Here is a 15606-nt window from a genome sequence, read left to right on the forward strand (position 1 = left end):
GTGTGTGTACGAGCTCTACGGGCGACGCAGCGCGTCGGCGCCGCCGATCCCGGCGGTGAGCGTCTGGACGCCGTCCACATCGGACTTGGCCGGGGCCGCGGTCTCCGTCTCCAGGAGGTGCTTGCCCAGGAGCTCCGGGTCCGGCAGCTCCATCGGGTATTCGCCGTCGAAGCAGGCGCGGCACAGATTCGGCTTGGCGATGGTGGTCGCCTCGATCATGCCGTCGATGGAGATGTACGCCAGCGAGTCGGCGCCCAGGGACTTGCCGATCTCCTCGACCGACAGGCCGTTGGCGATCAGCTCGGCGCGGGTGGCGAAGTCGATGCCGAAGAAGCACGGCCACTTGATCGGCGGGGAGGAGATCCGGATGTGGATCTCGGCCGCGCCGGCCTCGCGGAGCATCCGTACGAGGGCGCGCTGGGTGTTGCCGCGGACGATCGAGTCGTCGACGACCACCAGGCGCTTGCCGCGGATGACTTCCTTCAGCGGGTTCAGCTTCAGCCGGATGCCCAGCTGGCGGATGGTCTGCGAGGGCTGGATGAAGGTCCGGCCGACGTAGGAGTTCTTGACCAGGCCGGAACCGTAGGGGATGCCACTGGCCTCGGCGTATCCGACGGCGGCGGGCGTGCCGGACTCCGGCGTCGCTATCACCAGGTCGGCGTCGGCCGGGGCTTCGGCGGCCAGCCTGCGGCCCATCTCCACACGGGAGAGGTACACATTGCGGCCGGCGATGTCGGTGTCCGGGCGGGCGAGGTAGACGTACTCGAAGACGCAGCCCTTGGGGCGAGCCTCGGCGAAACGGCTGCTGCGCAGGCCGTTCTCATCGATGGCGACCATCTCGCCGGGCTCGATCTCCCGGATGAAGCTGGCACCGCAGATGTCGAGGGCGGCGGTCTCGGAGGCGACCACCCAGCCGCGCTCCAGACGGCCCAGGACCAGCGGGCGGATGCCCTGCGGGTCACGGGCGGCGTAGAGCGTGTGCTCGTCCATGAAGCAGAGCGAGAAGGCGCCCATGACCTTCGGAAGGACGCGCGGGGCGGCCTCCTCGACGGTCAGCGGCTTGCCGTCCTCGTCCACCTGGCCGGCCAGCAGCGCCGTCACGAGATCGGTGTCATTGGTGGCCGCGACCTGGGTCGCGCGGCCGCCCTCACGGGGCAGCGCGGCGACCAGATCCGCCAGCTCGGCGGTGTTGACCAGGTTGCCGTTGTGGCCGAGCGCGATCGAGCCGTGCGCGGTGGCACGGAACGTCGGCTGGGCGTTCTCCCACACCGAGGCACCGGTGGTGGAGTAGCGGGCATGGCCCACGGCGATATGGCCCTGGAGGGAGCCGAGCGAAGTCTCGTCGAAGACCTGGGAAACCAGGCCCATGTCCTTGAAAACGAGGATCTGGGAGCCGTTGCTCACTGCGATGCCCGCGGACTCCTGTCCACGGTGCTGCAGCGCGTACAGCCCGAAATAGGTGAGTTTGGCGACCTCTTCACCCGGAGCCCAGACACCGAAGACGCCGCAAGCGTCCTGGGGGCCCTTCTCACCGGGGAGCAGGTCGTGGTTGAGTCGTCCGTCACCACGTGGCACGCCCCCGAGTCTAGGGCAGGTCGCGGATTCATCCGAACCGGGGATGGCCGCGAATCTGGATGAGTGCATGAACGGCGCGTTAAGCATGCTTGACGTGGTCACGGCCATCCCGACAGGATTTCGACCCATGCAGACCCCGCAGCCCTTGGCGCACCTGGTGTGTCACCGGGTGCCCCGCCTCGCGCAGCGCCTGGTGCGGCGCCGCCATGTCGACCTCGGTCGGGTCGCGAGCGCCATCTGTCGCTGCGGATCGGCGCAGTAGCTGCGGGTAGCGACGGCCGGGCGCGACAACCGCGTTCCGGATCTTCCCCGATCCCCCGTCCGCCCTTCTGAGCTGCGCTTTCGCCGCGGCCTTACGGACTTTCGCGTTCCACTTCCCGCCTCTTTCGCCGCCCACCCGGTATGCACCCCTTGCTCGCCTGTGCCGGGTTTGCCGGCCAGGGGCGCCGTCCCGCCTGTGTGAGATACGCGACGCCGTCTCCGCCCGCCGCCGTTCCCGCCGGCCGTAGCTCGCGCCGCGACCCGTCACGTCCACCCTGGAGAGCCGAATCGATGACCTCCGCCGCCCCTTCCACGCCCGAAAACTCCGATAGATCCGCATCTGCGGCCGCCTCCGGATCCACCTCCGGATCCGCCGCGATATCGCGCCGAACCTTCGGCGGGCTCGCCGGCGCCGGTACCGCGGCCGCCGTCGGCGGACTCGGTGCCGTCGCCTCGGTCGTGGGCGCGACGAGCGCCGCTGCCGCCACCGCCGGCCCGCAGGAGCGGCCCTTCCGCGCCACCCCGGGCCGGCGCTCGCGGCGCCCCAACATCCTCTTCATCCTGGGCGACGACCTGGGCTGGGCGGATCTCTCCTCGTACGGCGCACCCGACATCCGGACACCGCATCTGGACCGGCTGGCCCGTCAGGGCGTCCGCTTCACCCAGGCGTACGCGGGCTCGGCGACCTGCTCCCCCACCCGCTTCTCCCTCTATACGGGCCGTTTCCCGGGCCGCACCAAAGGCGGACTGGCCGAACCGATCGCCGACAAGAGCGCCGGTCTCGCGCCCGACCACCCCACGCTCGCCTCCCTGCTGCGCGAGGCGGGCTATGCGACGGCGCTGATCGGCAAGTGGCACTGCGGCTATCTGCCGGACTACAGCCCCACCCGGTCGGGCTGGGACACCTTCTTCGGGAACTTCGGCGGGGCGCTGGAGTACTACTCGAAGCTGGGTCTCGCCGGCGAGTACGACCTCTACGAGGGCGATGCCGAGTACAAGGACCTGCGCTATTACACGCGGATCATCACCGAGCGGGCCGTCGACCACCTCACACAGGCGGGAAAGGCAGCCGCATCGGACGGTCGCTCCGACACGCGGCACCAGGACCGGCCGTGGCTGCTCAACCTGAACTTCACCACTCCCCACTGGCCATGGATCGCGGACGGCGACGAGGCGGAGAGCGCGGAGATCGTCCGCCGGATCAAGGCGGGCGAGCCGGGGGCCCTGCAGCACCGGGACGGCGGCTCGCTGGCGAAGTACCGGGAGATGGTCGAGGACCTGGACCGCTCGGTCGGCGAGGTGCTGGCCGCCCTCAGGCGCTCCGGCCAGGAGGAGGACACCCTGGTCTTCTTCGCCAGCGACAACGGCGGCGAGCGCTGGTCGTACAACTGGCCGCTGTCCGGCAACAAGGCGTCGCTCCAGGAGGGCGGCATCCGGGTGCCCACCCTCGTACGCTGGCCCGCCCGGCTCGATGCCGGGCAGGTCAGCCATGAGCCGGTGTTCACCCCGGACTGGACGGCCACCCTGCTGGAGATCGCGGGCGCCCGCCCGGACCGCGCCTACCCGCTGGACGGTACGAGCCTGGCGGGCCATCTGCTGCGCGGTGAGCATCTCGCCGAGCGCGATCTGTTCTGGCGGGTGCGCGGCGAGCGGGCGCTGCGGCGCGGCGACTGGAAGTACTACCGGGGCAAGGGCGGCAAGGACCAGCTCTTCCATATCGCCACCGATCCGCGCGAGCAGGCCGACAAGGCGGCGGGGGAACAGCGGCTGCTGGGCCGGCTGCGGGCGGCGTGGGAGGCGGTGGACGACACGTTGCTGCCGTATCCGCAGGGGTGATGCGGGGGGGGCGGGCACACCCTCGGGGTGCGCCCACCGCCCACCGCCCACCGGCCGCCCGCTCCCCGCTTCCCCCTTCCCGCTCCCCGCTCCCCGCTCCCCGGCTCAGCTGAGGACGGGCAGATACCCGCCGATGTCGGCCCGCTCGCCGCTGGCGCTGACGGCCGCCGCGTCCAGCGCCTCGGCCCAGGCCGTACGGCCGGTGGCCAGCCGGATCCAGGTCAGCGGATCGGTCTCGACGACGTTCGGCGGGGTGCCACGGGTGTGCTTGGGGCCTTCGACGCACTGCACCACGGCGAACGGCGGCACCCGGACCTCGACCGATCCGCCGGGCGCCTTCACGGCCAGCGCGTCGGCCAGCAGCCGGGTGGTGGTGGCCAGGGCATGGCGGTCGTACGGGATCTCGGCGCCGGTCGCCGCGGCCAGGTCGTCGGTGTGCACGACGAGTTCGACGCAGCGGGTGACCAGGAAGTCGGCCAGCCGCATCGCGCCCACACGGGTGGGCAGCGGCCGGTCGTCGGGGACCGGCGGGAGCGCCTCGGCGAACTCCTCGGCGGTGCGCGCAAGCAGCTCCACGGGGTCGTTGCCGTCGGCCAGCGCGCGGGTGTCGTCGTCGATCCCGGCGGCGAGCGGCGCGGTCGCGAACGGCCAGTCCAGCAGGGCGGTCTCCGGCTGCGGCGGGACCGGCTGCCGGAGATTGCGCGCCACGCTGCCGACCGCCATGGCCAGATGTGCCACCAGCTCCCGCACCGTCCAGTCGCCGAGCCGGGTCGGCAGCGCGAACTGATCAGGCGTCAGCTCCCCCACGGCCGCGCGGACATGCTCGAACTGTGCGAGGGCGGCGGCGCGGGTCTTGGCGGGGTCGTAGCTGCGGGTGCGGGACGTACCGCGGGCGGGTGACATGGCGCCGAGGCTACTGCGGGGGCGGGGCGGTCGCGCGGGGTTGTTCCGAACGGCCGGCGGGTCCGTACGGGTCTCCCGCGGACCTTCGCCACCAGGGAAAACGCCGACGGCCCGCCCCCAAGGGGACGGACCGTCGCAACGCCGTGGGCCGGCGCGGCACCGCGCGCCGGCCGGCTCAGGCGATAAGGCCCGGGATGGTGCCCTCGTGCAGCTCCTTCAGCTCGCTCAGCGGGATGCTGAACTGGCCCTGGACGTCGATCTCATCGCCGTCGACCACACCGATCCGGGTGGCCGGCAGCCCCCGCGCACCGCACATGTCGGTGAAGCGGAGCTCCTCGCTGCGCGGAACGGCGACGATCGCCCGGCCCGCCGACTCGGAGAACAGCAGCAGGAACGGGTCGCCGGCGGCGGAGTCGCCGTCGGCAGCGGTTTCCGGGATCACCAGGCGAGCGCCCTTGCCACCGCGCAGGCACGACTCGACCAGCGCCTGGATCAGACCGCCGTCGGAGAGGTCGTGCGCGGCGTCGATCATGCCGTCACGCGAGGCCGAGATCAGGATCTCCGCCAGCAGCTCCTCACGGGCCAGATCGACCTTGGGCGGCAGACCGCCGAGGTGCTCGTGCACCACCTGCGACCAGGCCGAGCCGCCCAGCTCCTCACGGGTGTCGCCCAGCAGGTAGATCAGGTGGCCCTCGTCCGCGAACGCGATCGGCGTACGGCGATTCACATCGTCGATGACGCCGAGCACCGCCACGACCGGGGTCGGGTGGATCGCCACCTCACCGGTCTGGTTGTAGAGCGAGACATTGCCGCCGGTGACGGGCGTGCCAAGGGTCTGGCAGGCGTCGGCGAGACCGCGGGTGGCCTCGGCGAACTGCCACATCACCGCCGGGTCCTCGGGCGAACCGAAGTTCAGGCAGTCGGAGACCGCCAGCGGCTTGGCCCCGGACGCGGCGACATTGCGGTACGCCTCGGCCAGCGCCAGCTGCGCACCCGCGTACGGGTCGAGCTTGGTGTACCGGCCGTTGCCGTCCGTGGCCATCGCGACACCGAGGTTGGTGTCCTCGTCGATACGGACCATGCCGGAGTCCTCCGGCTGCGCGAGGACGGTGTTGCCCTGCACGAAACGGTCGTACTGGTCGGTGATCCACGCCTTGGAGGCCTGGTTCGGGTGCGCGACCAGCTTCAGGACCTGCGCGCGCAGCTCGTCCGCGTCCGCCGGACGGGGCAGCTTGCTCGCGTCGTCGGCCTGGAGGGCGTCCTGCCACTCCGGGCGCGCGTAGGGCCGGTGGTAGGTCGGACCCTCGTGAGCCACCGACCGCGGCGGTACGTCGACGATCTGCTCGCCGTGCCAGAAGATCTCCAGGCGCTCGCCCTCGGTCACCTCACCGATGACGGTGGCGATGACGTCCCACTTCTCGCAGATCGCGAGGAAGCGGTCGACCTTGTCCGGCTCGACGATGGCGCACATGCGCTCCTGCGACTCGCTCATGAGGATTTCCTCGGGCGAGAGGGTCGCATCGCGCAGCGGTACGGAGTCCAGCTCGACGCGCATACCGCCGCTGCCGGCGCTCGCCAGCTCGCTCGTCGCGCAGGACAGGCCGGCACCACCCAGGTCCTGGATGCCCGCGACCAGCTGCTCCTTGAAGATCTCGAGCGTGCACTCGATGAGGAGCTTCTCCTGGAAGGGGTCACCGACCTGGACGGCCGGGCGCTTGGCCGGACCGGTCGAGTCGAAGGTCTCGGAGGCGAGGACCGAGACGCCGCCGATGCCGTCGCCGCCCGTGCGGGCGCCGTACAGGATGACCTTGTTGCCGGTGCCGGACGCCTTGGCGAGGTGGATGTCCTCGTGCTTCATCACACCGATGCAGCCGGCGTTGACCAGCGGGTTGCCCTGGTAGCAGGCGTCGAAGACGACCTCGCCGCCGATGTTGGGCAGACCCAGGCAGTTGCCGTAGCCACCGATACCGGCGACGACACCCGGCAGGACACGCTTGGTGTCGGGGTGGTCGGCGGCACCGAACCGCAGCGGGTCGACGACCGCGACCGGACGGGCGCCCATGGCGAGGATGTCGCGGACGATGCCGCCGACGCCGGTGGCCGCGCCCTGGTAGGGCTCGATGTACGAGGGGTGGTTGTGCGACTCGACCTTGAAGGTGACGGCGTAACCCTGGCCGACGTCGACGACACCGGCGTTCTCGCCGATGCCGACGAGCATGGCGTCGTTCTCGGGGGCCTTCTCGCCGAACTGCTTCAGATGGACCTTGCTGCTCTTGTAGGAGCAGTGCTCGGACCACATGACGGAGTACATGGCGAGCTCGGCACCGGTCGGGCGGCGGCCGAGGATTTCGCGGATCCGCGCGTACTCGTCCTGCTTCAGGCCGAGTTCGGCCCACGGCTGGTCGGTGTCCGGCGTCTCGGTTGCGTGCTTGACGGTGTCGAGAGTCATGCGTTGACCAGCTTCTTCAGGATCGAGGTGAAGAATCCGAGGCCGTCGGTACGGCCCGTACCGATCAGCGGCTCGACGGCGTGCTCGGGGTGCGGCATGAGGCCGACGACATTGCCCGCCTCATTGGTGATGCCGGCGATGTCGCGGAGCGAGCCGTTGGGGTTCCCGTCCAGGTAACGGAAGGCGACCCGGCCCTCGGCCTCGAGCATGTCGAGGGTGCGGTCGTCGGCGACGTACCGGCCGTCGATGTTCTTCAGCGGGATGCTGATCTCCTGGCCGGATGTGTAATCCGCGGTCCAGGAGGTCTCCGCGTTCTCCACCCGCAGCTTCTGGTCGCGGCAGATGAAGTGCAGATGGTTGTTGCGCAGCATGGCGCCGGGCAGCAGGTGGGACTCGGTGAGCACCTGGAAGCCGTTGCAGATACCAAGAACCGGCATGCCGGCCTTGGCCTGCTCGATAACGGTCTCCATCACCGGCGAGAAACGGGAGATGGCCCCGGCCCGCAGGTAGTCGCCGTAGGAGAAGCCGCCGGGCAGAACCACGGCGTCGACCTGCTTGAGGTCCTTGTCGCGGTGCCACAGCGGCACCGGTTCGGCACCGGCCACCCGGACCGCGCGCTGGGTGTCGCGGTCGTCGAGGGTGCCGGGGAAGGTAATGACTCCGATACGAGCGGTCATGACCCGGCCTCGGCTGGTTCGTCGACCCGGACGGTGAAGTCTTCGATGACGGTGTTGGCGAGGAAGGTCTCGGCCATCTCATGGATGCGAGCGAGGGCGGCGTCGTCGACCGGACCCTCCACCTCAAGTTCGAAACGCTTGCCCTGACGGACGTCGGCGATCCCCTCGAAACCCAGGCGTGGCAGTGCGCGCTGCACCGCCTGGCCCTGCGGGTCGAGGATCTCCGGCTTGAGCATGACGTCGACTACGACGCGTGCCACTGGCACTCCCGGTGGTGTGGTGCGTAAGGCGGTGTCATCACAGTACCGTGTTCGAAAATCTACGCGCATAGATATCCAGAGCGCCCGATCACGGTCCGGTATCGACAGGAGTGCGCCTCAGGGAAAATCCTCGAAAAGATCCAGGGTCCGGATTGCGGGAAGACACGCTGACAAAATTAACTGGGCTTCACAATGCAATGCCCATCGCTGTACAAATGAAAAAGCATTGATCCCAATCAGCCGGATCTGGAGCATCACCCCACGTCAACACGGGGTTGCTCCACGAAAGGACCGATATCCGTGGCGCAGCGCGTAGTAGTAACGCTCTCCGATGACATCGACGGAGGAGAAGCCGCAGAGACGGTCACCTTCGGATTGGACGGGAAGTCGTACGAGATCGACCTCAATCCCGCCAATGCGAAGAAACTGCGCGGTGCCCTCGCTCCGTTCGTAGAGGCCGGCCGCAAGAGGGCCAAGTCCGGCAAGGCCTACCACCGGACCGCGGTGACCCCCGACCCCGCGGCCGTCCGCGCCTGGGCCCGCTCCCACCAGATGGACGTCCCGCCGCGCGGCCGGATCCCCAAGCGGGTCTACGAGGCCTTCAACGCCGCCAACCACTAACCGACTTGCCGGCGTCCCCCGGGCCGGGCGCAGCCGACTTGCACAGCACCCCTACTGATCAGCTAGAGTCTGGAGCACGCCGAGGGGCGAGGCCGGAAGGTCGAACCTCACGGAGTCACGCGGGTGTAGCTCAGTAGTAGAGCGCCCCCTTTCCAAGGGGGAGGCGCAGTGTGCAATCCCTGTCACCCGCTCTGACAGTCTCAACCTCTCTATTGGATCAGGTAGAGTAGCTGTCGCGCCGCTCGGTGAAAGCCGGGTGGATGCCTGCGGACGTAGCTCAGTTGGTAGAGCGCAACCTTGCCAAGGTTGAGGTCGCGAGTTCGAGCCTCGTCGTCCGCTCAGATATAGAAGGCCCCGGTCATCGCGACCGGGGCCTTCTTTATTTCGTTCCGGATCACGTGGGATCACATCGGAGCGTGCCATACCGCACTCTCGCTTCTCTCCCCCGTCCCTCTCCCCTTCCCTCCCCTTCCTCCGGTCGTCGGCAACTGACATTTGTCATCAGCTGCGATGACAGGTCGCACTGCCCGGAATCTTGATCCGGCGGAACGCTGGAGTCATGGACATCGGGAACAAAATCTCCGCCGGCGTCGGACACGGGGGTGTCGACGCCGGCGGCTCGGCCGACTGCGTGATCGAAGTCACTGGGCTTCGCAGAAGGTACGGGGGAGCCGGACGGAGTGCGAAGAGCCGGACCCGCCGCGACGGGCAGCGTCCGGAGAGCCCGCCGGGCGGGCGGAAGAGTTTCGAGGCCGTGCGCGGGGTCGACTTCTCTGTCGGGCGCGGTGAGCTGTTCGCACTCCTGGGGACCAATGGGGCGGGCAAGACGTCCACCCTCGAACTGCTGGAGGGCCTGGCCGCGCCCACCTCCGGCCGGATCCGCGTCCTTGGCCACGACCCGTTCCGCGAGCGCCGCAAGGTGCGGCCCCGCATCGGCGTCATGCTGCAGGAGGGCGGCTTCCCCTCCGAGCTGACGCCCGAGGAGACCCTCCGTATGTGGGCGGGGTGCACCAGTGGGGCGCGTCCGGTCGCAGCGGCCCTCGGCGCGGTGGGGCTGGAGCGGCGCAAGGACGTCCGGGTCAAGCAGCTGTCCGGCGGTGAGCGGCGGCGGCTGGACCTCGCCCTGGCACTGCTGGGGAGGCCCGAGGTGCTGTTCCTGGACGAGCCGACGACCGGTCCGGACACCGAAGCGCGTCATGAGACCTGGGAATTGGTCCGCGAGCTGCGCGACAGCGGGACCACGATCGTGCTGACCACGCACTATCTCGAAGAGGCCGAGGAGCTCGCGGACCGGCTGGCGATCTTGCACAACGGGCGGACAGCGGCATCCGGACATCTCGTGGACGTGGTCGCCGCACACCCCTCACACGTCTCCTTCGACCCGCCCGACGGATTCCCCATCGGTGATCTCCCACCGCTGGGAGAGCTGGGAGTGGTCGGCCACGAGACGGACGGGCGCACGGTCCGGCTGCGGACGGACGAACTGCAGCGGGCCACGACCGGGGTGCTGCTGTGGGCGCGGGACAAAGGGGTGGAGCTGCGCGGGCTGGACGTCAGATCCGCCTCCCTGGAAGAGGCATTTCTGCAGATTGCAAAGGGGCTGGAGAACGCATGAGTGCAACCACCTGGGAAGCCGCCGTCAATGAGCAGGCGAAATCGCCTGCGCAAACCACCGCCGCGGGCCGTCTACTCTCCCTGGGGCGAGCCGAGTTGACGCTCATCGGGCGCAACAGGACCGCTCTGTTCATGTCGCTGATCATCCCCGTCACGCTGGCGTACGCCATGAAACAGGCGGTCAGCGGAATGGATCTGGCCGGCACCGGACCGTCGGTGGAATCGGTGCTGCTGCCCGCCACTCTCGGATACGTCCTGATCTTTGCCGTCTACTCCCACCTCACCGGCGCCTATGTCGCCCGGCGCGAGGAACTGGTCCTCAAGAGGCTGCGCACCGGCGAGCTACAGGACCTGGAAATACTGGCCGGGACCGCGCTCCCGGCAGCGCTCATCGGGCTGGCGCAGTGCATCCTCCTCGTCGTCCTGGGTGGTCTGTTCCTGGACATCGGGCACCCCACCGCGCCGCATCTTCTGATCGCCGGAGTGGTGACCGGCATGGTCGTGGTCATAGGACTCGCCGCGGTGGCCTCGGCGCTCGCCTCGTCGGCCGAGTCCGCTCAGCTGGCCATGCTTCCCGTGATGGTGCTGTCCCTGGCCGGGTCCGGGATGGTCGTCCTTCCCGACGGCATAGCCGCCCTCCTCGAACTCCTTCCGCTGTCATCGGCGATGGAGCTGATACGGGCCGGCTGGACCGGCGGCGCGGGCGCCGGTGAGACGCTGAAGCAGCTGCTCATCGGGTTGGTCTGGATCGGTCTTGCGGTGTTTGCTGTGCAGCGGTGGTGCCGCTTGTCGCCAAGACGGCGGGCAGCCCCTTGTCGGTCACTCTTGCCGAAGCGGCCGTAGCGCTGAATGTGCTTCAGGGGGGCCTGGCGGTCCCGCTGTTCAACCGCGCACTGGACCGGTATCTGCGGCGGGGCCCGGCACCGCTCCCCCTGATGCTGGTCTCGGGGGTGCTGACGCTCGCCACCGAGATCGCGCTGTTCATGCTCATGGTGACCAGGGGGGGGGTCGGCGGCAAGGACGGTCCGGTTGCGGCTGCCACGGCGGCGGGCTCGACACTCACACCGTTCCTCATGGCCTTCTGCCTGCTGGTGTCCAAGCGGAAGTATCTGGCGGTGCTGACCGGCAGCTCGTTGGGGCTGATGCTGCTGCTCGGCCTGTGGACGCACATCTGGCTGGGCGCACTGGCAATGGCGAGCCTGCCGGTCATGGCCGGCCTCTGGAGCTTCGCCATAACGCGGCCGACGGGCTGGCTGCTCGGCGTGATCTGGAAGCTGGATGCCGCGCGGAGCACCGAGGCCCGCCTTGCGGTCGCCGAGGAGCGGCTGAGGTTCGGCCGGGATCTGCACGACGTGATGGGCCGGAATCTGGCGGTGATCGCCTTGAAGAGCGAACTGGCGGTCCAGCTGGCCCGGCGGGGGCGGCCGGAGGCGGTGGAGCAGATGGTGGAGGTACAGCGGATCGCCCAGGAGTCACAGCGGGAGGTACGGGAGGTGGTGCGCGGCTACCGAAAGGCCGATCTCCAGGCGGAGTTGTCCGGCGCCCGCTCCATCTTGCGCGCGGCCGGGGTCGACTGCCGTATCGAGGGCGAGGAGGGGACGCGGCTGCCGCCGGAGATGGAGTCGGCGCTCGGCCGGGTCGTGCGCGAAGGCACCACGAACGTACTGCGGCATGCCACCGATGTACGGCGCTGCGCCGTGCGGACGCATATCGATCCGGACCGCTCGGTGCTCGTCATGACCATGGAGAACGACGGTGTCACCGACCCGGTGGCGGCCGGCACCCGCTCGCTCCCCGGCAGCGGTCTCAAGGGTCTGCGCGAACGCCTCCACCCGTTGGGCGGGACCCTGACATCGGGGTTGATCACCAAGGAGTCCTACCGTCTGACGGTCGAACTCCCGGTGGGGGCGGCGGGGATCTAGGGCCTGTCCGGCGGGCCGGGATCAAGGGGCGGGGCGGCGATCGGGGGTAGGGGCGTTTTGCTGATCTTTGCGGCAGGTGGAGAGGTGGGGTGGCGGGGTGAGTGGCCGGGTGGGTGACGGGGTGATTCGGGTGCTGCTTGCGGATGACGAGCACCTGATCCGGGGGGCGCTGGCGGCATTGCTGTCGATGGAGGACGATCTGCTGGTGATTGCGGAGGCCGCGTCGGGGCCGGAGGCGCGGGCGATGGCTCGGGCACACCGTCCGGATGTGGCGGTGCTGGATCTGCAGATGCCGGGGGCCGATGGTGTGGCGGTGGCCACATCGTTGCGGGGTGAGGTGCCGGAGTGCCGGTCGATGATCGTGACGAGTCATGGGCGGCCGGGTCATCTGAAGCGGCGCTGGAGGCCGGGGTGCGGGGGTTCGTACCGAAGACGGTGTCCGCGCAGCGGCTGGCGGAGCTCATCCGCACCGTGCATGCCGGAAACCGCTATGTGGACCCGGAGTTGGCGGCGGACGCGATCAGCGCCGGGGAGTCGCCGTTGACGGTACGGGAGGCCGAGGTGCTGGAGTTCGCCGAGGCCGGGGCGCCGGTCACGGAGATCGCGGAGCGGGCTTCGCTGTCGCCGGGGACGGTCCGTAATTACCTCTCGTCGGCGACCGCCAAGCTGGGCGCGGAGAACCGTCACGCGGCGGCGCGCCTCGCACGCGAGCGAGGTTGGCTATAGTGGGTGCCGCACCGCGCGGCGGCGACTGATTGCAGGAGCTGCCTGTGGCGCATGCGGACGTAGCTCAGTTGGTAGAGCGCAACCTTGCCAAGGTTGAGGTCGCGAGTTCGAGCCTCGTCGTCCGCTCAAGGGAGAAGAAAGACCCCGGTCGATGACCGGGGTCTTTTCCGTTATGACCAGCTGAGGCCCGTGAGGCGCTCGTAGGCCTCGATGTACTTGGCGCGGGTGTTCTCGACGATCTCCTGCGGGAGGGCCGGCGGCGGCTGCTCGCCCGTACGGTCCCAGTCCGCGGCGGGCGAGGTGAGCCAGTCGCGGACGAACTGCTTGTCGAAGGAGGGCTGGGAGCGGCCCGGCTGCCACTGGTCGGCCGGCCAGAAGCGCGAGGAGTCGGGCGTGAGGACCTCGTCGGCCAGGGTCAGCTGTTCACCCTCGAAGCCGAACTCGAACTTGGTGTCCGCCAGGATGAGGCCGCGCTCGCGGGCGATGTCGCGGGCCCGCCCGTAGACGTCGAGGGTCGTCCGGCGCAGCTGGGCGGCGACGTCGGCACCGACCTGGCGGGCGGCCTCCTCGTAGGAGACGTTCTCATCGTGGTCGCCGACGGCGGCCTTGGTCGCCGGGGTGAAGATCGGCGCGGGGAGCTCGGAGCCGTTGACGAGACCTTCGGGGAGGGCCAGACCGCAGACCGTACGGGACTGCTGGTATTCGACGAGGCCGGAGCCGGTGAGGTAGCCGCGGGCCACGCACTCGACGGGGACCATGGTCAGCGACTTGCAGACCAGGGTGCGGCCCGCCCAGTCGGCGGGGGCGCCGGCCGGGAGGTCGGTGGAGAGGACGTGGTTCGGGGCCAGGTCGGCGAGCTGCTCGAACCACCACAGGGACAGCTGGGTGAGGACGCGGCCCTTGTCGGGGATCTCGGTGGGGAGCACCCAGTCATAGGCGGAGGTGCGGTCACTGGCGACCATGATCAGCTCGCCGGCGGCGTTCTGGTAGAGGTCGCGCACCTTGCCGGTGTGGAGGTGGGTGAGCCCCGGGACCTCCACTGGCTCAGGCTTTTCTACAAAACCGGACACGCTTCCTCCGCGTAGGTTGATCCAGGAGTCACTCCGATTCTCCCGTATGCGCGGACGTGACGATGCCCCAGGGGGCCGGGCGGGGCGTGGGACGCCCTCAGTCGCGCTTGCAGATGCGGTCGAGGAGGTTGGCGGTGGCGCGTTGGACGCGCTCGTCGACATGGCCGGGGCGGTCGAGGGCGGGGGACCAGGCGAAGGTGCCGGAGGCGAAGACCAGGGCGCCGCTGGGGGCGCGGTAGAGGGACGTTTCCTGGTGGCGGCGGGTGCCTTCGCTGTCGTGGTACGGGGAGTGGGCGAGCAGGATGCGGCGGGTGTGATCGGGGAGGCTGGTGCGCGGGAAGTAGCGGTCGGCCTCGCCGGCGACCAGGCCGGGAAGCTCGTCGCCTTCATGGGCTCCGGTGGCCTCCCACAGCCAGTGGTCGCCGTTGCGGACCACCATGGGGGCCGGCTCGGGGACCCGGCCGGCGTACTGGATACCCATCAGGCGCTGCTCGGGGTTGCCGATCTCGCGCCAGAGGGCAGGGCGCCCGGGGCCCTGGCGCTTGCGGCAGCTGAGCAGGGAGTCCGGGCCGGAGGGCGACGGGGAGAGTTCGACCTGCCAGTACATGGTGTTGGCGGAGAGGAAGACGAGCGAGGTGCCGGTGTCGCGGGCGAGTTCGACCGTGCGGCGCATGGGCACCGACCAGTATTCGTCGTGGCCGGGGAAGACCAGGCCCCGGTAGCGGGACGGGTCGACGCGGCCGGCGTGCAGATCGCGGGCGTCGGCGTAGGCGAGGTCGTAGCCGTAGCGCTCGGCCCAGCGGATGAAGTCGTAGGCGTGGCCGACATGGAGGGGCAGGCCCGCGCCGGCGTAGGGGCGGTCGAAGGAGACGGTGGTGGCGGCGTCCTGTTCGCCGAGCAGGGCGCCCTCTTCGTCCCAGGCGTGGTAGAGGCTGGCGCCGGTACGGCCGTCCTCCGGGTAGAGGTTGTAGGCCTGCCAGGTGATGTCGGGCAGCAGCAGGAGCAGGTCGGCGGGGTGGTCGTCGCGGACCGTGAAGGGGATGTGGGAGCGGTAGCCGTCGGCGGTGGTCAGGACGGCGACATACGCGCCGAGGTTCCAGAACGTGGGGACCTGGAGGCGCCAGGACAGCCACCAGTGGTGACAGGAGACCGTGCGGTCGACCGCCAGCGGGGGCGGCTGGACGATGCCGGCCAGCCGTGGACTGGTGGTGATCTTGGCGGCGCCGGCGCCGCCGTAGTGGCCGATGCGGTAGACGTCGATGCTGAACGGCTGGGGCGGGTCGACCGAGACCCGGAAGTCGATGGCCTCGCCGGGGGCCACCGCGCCGGTGCCGGCGAAGCCCTTGATCTGGCGGTGGACGTCATCGGCGGTGCGCGGACCGTTGTGCTTGTGCGGTGCGGGCAGCCGCAGATCGCCCTGGGCGACGGCGGGGTCGACGTACCAGGGGATGATGCGGCCGGAGTCGAAGTAGTTCTCGCTGCCGCGCAGCCAGGGCAGCGGGCCCTGCCCGAACGGGTCCGTGACCGCGTGGGCGAGGGCGCCCGATTCCCAGCGCCTGATCTGTTCCGTCGCCACCTTCCACTCCCCTCCCGCGTCCCCCCGTGACCGCAGCCGATCGGGCCGGTGTTGCGTCCGGCCGAGTGGACCCGGCCACCCCTCAGCACATCACATTACGCACTCACTCCGTCACC

General features: G+C 69.8%; 13 protein-coding genes, 3 tRNA genes and 1 pseudogene. 10 read left to right on the forward strand and 7 right to left on the reverse strand.

Annotation, left to right across the window (positions count from 1 at the left end; translation table 11 throughout):
• Positions 1–15: 15 nt before the first annotated feature.
• Positions 16–1575 carry an amidophosphoribosyltransferase gene (gene purF / locus KI385_RS21625; protein ID WP_238573829.1) on the reverse strand — a complete coding sequence of 520 codons (1560 nt, stop codon included), beginning with the start codon at positions 1573–1575 and terminating at the stop codon, positions 16–18.
• A 127-nt stretch (positions 1576–1702) separates the two neighbouring features.
• On the opposite strand from purF, the gene KI385_RS44615 reads away from it, so the two are divergent.
• Together KI385_RS44615 and KI385_RS21630 are read left to right on the forward strand one after the other, a co-directional pair.
• Entirely contained in the window at positions 1703–1837 is a 135-nt protein-coding gene (locus tag KI385_RS44615) for a putative leader peptide (RefSeq protein WP_397886441.1), read from the forward strand.
• Positions 1838–2127: 290 nt separating this feature from the next.
• Positions 2128–3672, forward strand: a complete 1545-nt coding sequence (locus KI385_RS21630; protein ID WP_238573830.1) for a sulfatase family protein — start codon at positions 2128–2130, stop codon at positions 3670–3672.
• A 105-nt stretch (positions 3673–3777) separates the two neighbouring features.
• Here KI385_RS21630 and KI385_RS21640 read toward each other — a convergent pair whose 3' ends face one another.
• From KI385_RS21640 to purS, 4 genes are all read right to left on the reverse strand, one after another.
• Complete coding sequence (locus tag KI385_RS21640) at positions 3778–4575, reverse strand: maleylpyruvate isomerase family mycothiol-dependent enzyme (protein ID WP_238573831.1); 798 nt, start codon at positions 4573–4575, stop codon at positions 3778–3780.
• A 175-nt stretch (positions 4576–4750) separates the two neighbouring features.
• The gene (purL, locus tag KI385_RS21645; RefSeq protein ID WP_238573832.1) at positions 4751–7024 is read right to left on the reverse strand and encodes a phosphoribosylformylglycinamidine synthase subunit PurL; all 2274 of its coding nucleotides are present in this window, start codon (positions 7022–7024) and stop codon (positions 4751–4753) included.
• Positions 7021–7701: a phosphoribosylformylglycinamidine synthase subunit PurQ gene (gene purQ, locus KI385_RS21650; protein WP_238573833.1), complete on the reverse strand. Its 681-nt coding sequence runs from the start codon at positions 7699–7701 to the stop codon at positions 7021–7023. The genes purL and purQ overlap by 4 nt, the downstream gene beginning before the upstream one ends.
• On the reverse strand, positions 7698–7961 hold the full coding sequence (gene purS / locus KI385_RS21655; protein ID WP_083106018.1) for a phosphoribosylformylglycinamidine synthase subunit PurS: 264 nt from the start codon (positions 7959–7961) through the stop codon (positions 7698–7700). The genes purQ and purS overlap by 4 nt, the downstream gene beginning before the upstream one ends.
• Positions 7962–8261: 300 nt before the next feature.
• Here purS and KI385_RS21660 point away from each other — a divergent pair, with 300 nt between their 5' ends.
• The 8 genes and pseudogenes from KI385_RS21660 to KI385_RS21695 all read left to right on the forward strand — a co-directional run bounded on the left by KI385_RS21660 (position 8262) and on the right by KI385_RS21695 (position 12970).
• Positions 8262–8582 (forward strand): histone-like nucleoid-structuring protein Lsr2, encoded by a 321-nt coding sequence (locus tag KI385_RS21660; RefSeq protein ID WP_128511628.1) that lies wholly within the window; start codon positions 8262–8264, stop codon positions 8580–8582.
• A gap of 119 nt (positions 8583–8701) precedes the next feature.
• A tRNA-Gly gene (locus KI385_RS21665) sits at positions 8702–8773 on the forward strand.
• A gap of 75 nt (positions 8774–8848) precedes the next feature.
• Positions 8849–8921: transfer RNA gene (locus KI385_RS21670), tRNA-Gly, on the forward strand.
• A gap of 220 nt (positions 8922–9141) precedes the next feature.
• Entirely contained in the window at positions 9142–10197 is a 1056-nt protein-coding gene (locus KI385_RS21675; RefSeq protein WP_238573834.1) for an ABC transporter ATP-binding protein, read from the forward strand.
• A complete protein-coding gene (locus KI385_RS21680; RefSeq protein ID WP_238573835.1) occupies positions 10194–11039 on the forward strand; it encodes an ABC transporter permease in 846 nt (281 codons plus the stop codon). Before KI385_RS21675 ends, KI385_RS21680 begins: the two co-directional genes overlap by 4 nt.
• Positions 10973–12118 (forward strand): sensor histidine kinase, encoded by a 1146-nt coding sequence (locus tag KI385_RS21685; protein WP_238573836.1) that lies wholly within the window; start codon positions 10973–10975, stop codon positions 12116–12118. Before KI385_RS21680 ends, KI385_RS21685 begins: the two co-directional genes overlap by 67 nt.
• A 124-nt stretch (positions 12119–12242) precedes the next feature.
• A pseudogene (locus tag KI385_RS21690) lies at positions 12243–12844 on the forward strand (response regulator).
• Positions 12845–12897: 53 nt separating this feature from the next.
• Positions 12898–12970, forward strand: a tRNA-Gly gene (locus KI385_RS21695).
• Positions 12971–13014: 44 nt separating this feature from the next.
• Here KI385_RS21695 and KI385_RS21700 read toward each other — a convergent pair.
• Positions 13015–13914, reverse strand: coding sequence for a phosphoribosylaminoimidazolesuccinocarboxamide synthase (locus tag KI385_RS21700; protein ID WP_238573837.1), 900 nt, complete (start codon positions 13912–13914; stop codon positions 13015–13017).
• A gap of 97 nt (positions 13915–14011) precedes the next feature.
• Positions 14012–15490 carry a N,N-dimethylformamidase beta subunit family domain-containing protein gene (locus tag KI385_RS21705; RefSeq protein ID WP_238573838.1) on the reverse strand — a complete coding sequence of 493 codons (1479 nt, stop codon included), beginning with the start codon at positions 15488–15490 and terminating at the stop codon, positions 14012–14014.
• Between the last annotated feature and the right edge of the window lie 116 nt (positions 15491–15606).

The organism is Streptomyces inhibens, assembly GCF_022221585.1.
Lineage (GTDB): Bacteria > Actinomycetota > Actinomycetes > Streptomycetales > Streptomycetaceae > Streptomyces > Streptomyces inhibens.

Coding starts and splice junctions, on each gene's coding strand:
- KI385_RS44615 (WP_397886441.1), top strand. CDS start 1,703: ATGCAGACCCCGCAGCCCTTGGCGCACCTGGTGTGTCACCGGGTGCCC.
- KI385_RS21630 (WP_238573830.1), top strand. CDS start 2,128: ATGACCTCCGCCGCCCCTTCCACGCCCGAAAACTCCGATAGATCCGCA.
- KI385_RS21640 (WP_238573831.1), bottom strand. CDS start 4,575: ATGTCACCCGCCCGCGGTACGTCCCGCACCCGCAGCTACGACCCCGCC.
- purL (WP_238573832.1), bottom strand. CDS start 7,024: ATGACTCTCGACACCGTCAAGCACGCAACCGAGACGCCGGACACCGAC.
- purQ (WP_238573833.1), bottom strand. CDS start 7,701: ATGACCGCTCGTATCGGAGTCATTACCTTCCCCGGCACCCTCGACGAC.
- KI385_RS21675 (WP_238573834.1), top strand. CDS start 9,142: ATGGACATCGGGAACAAAATCTCCGCCGGCGTCGGACACGGGGGTGTC.
- KI385_RS21680 (WP_238573835.1), top strand. CDS start 10,194: ATGAGTGCAACCACCTGGGAAGCCGCCGTCAATGAGCAGGCGAAATCG.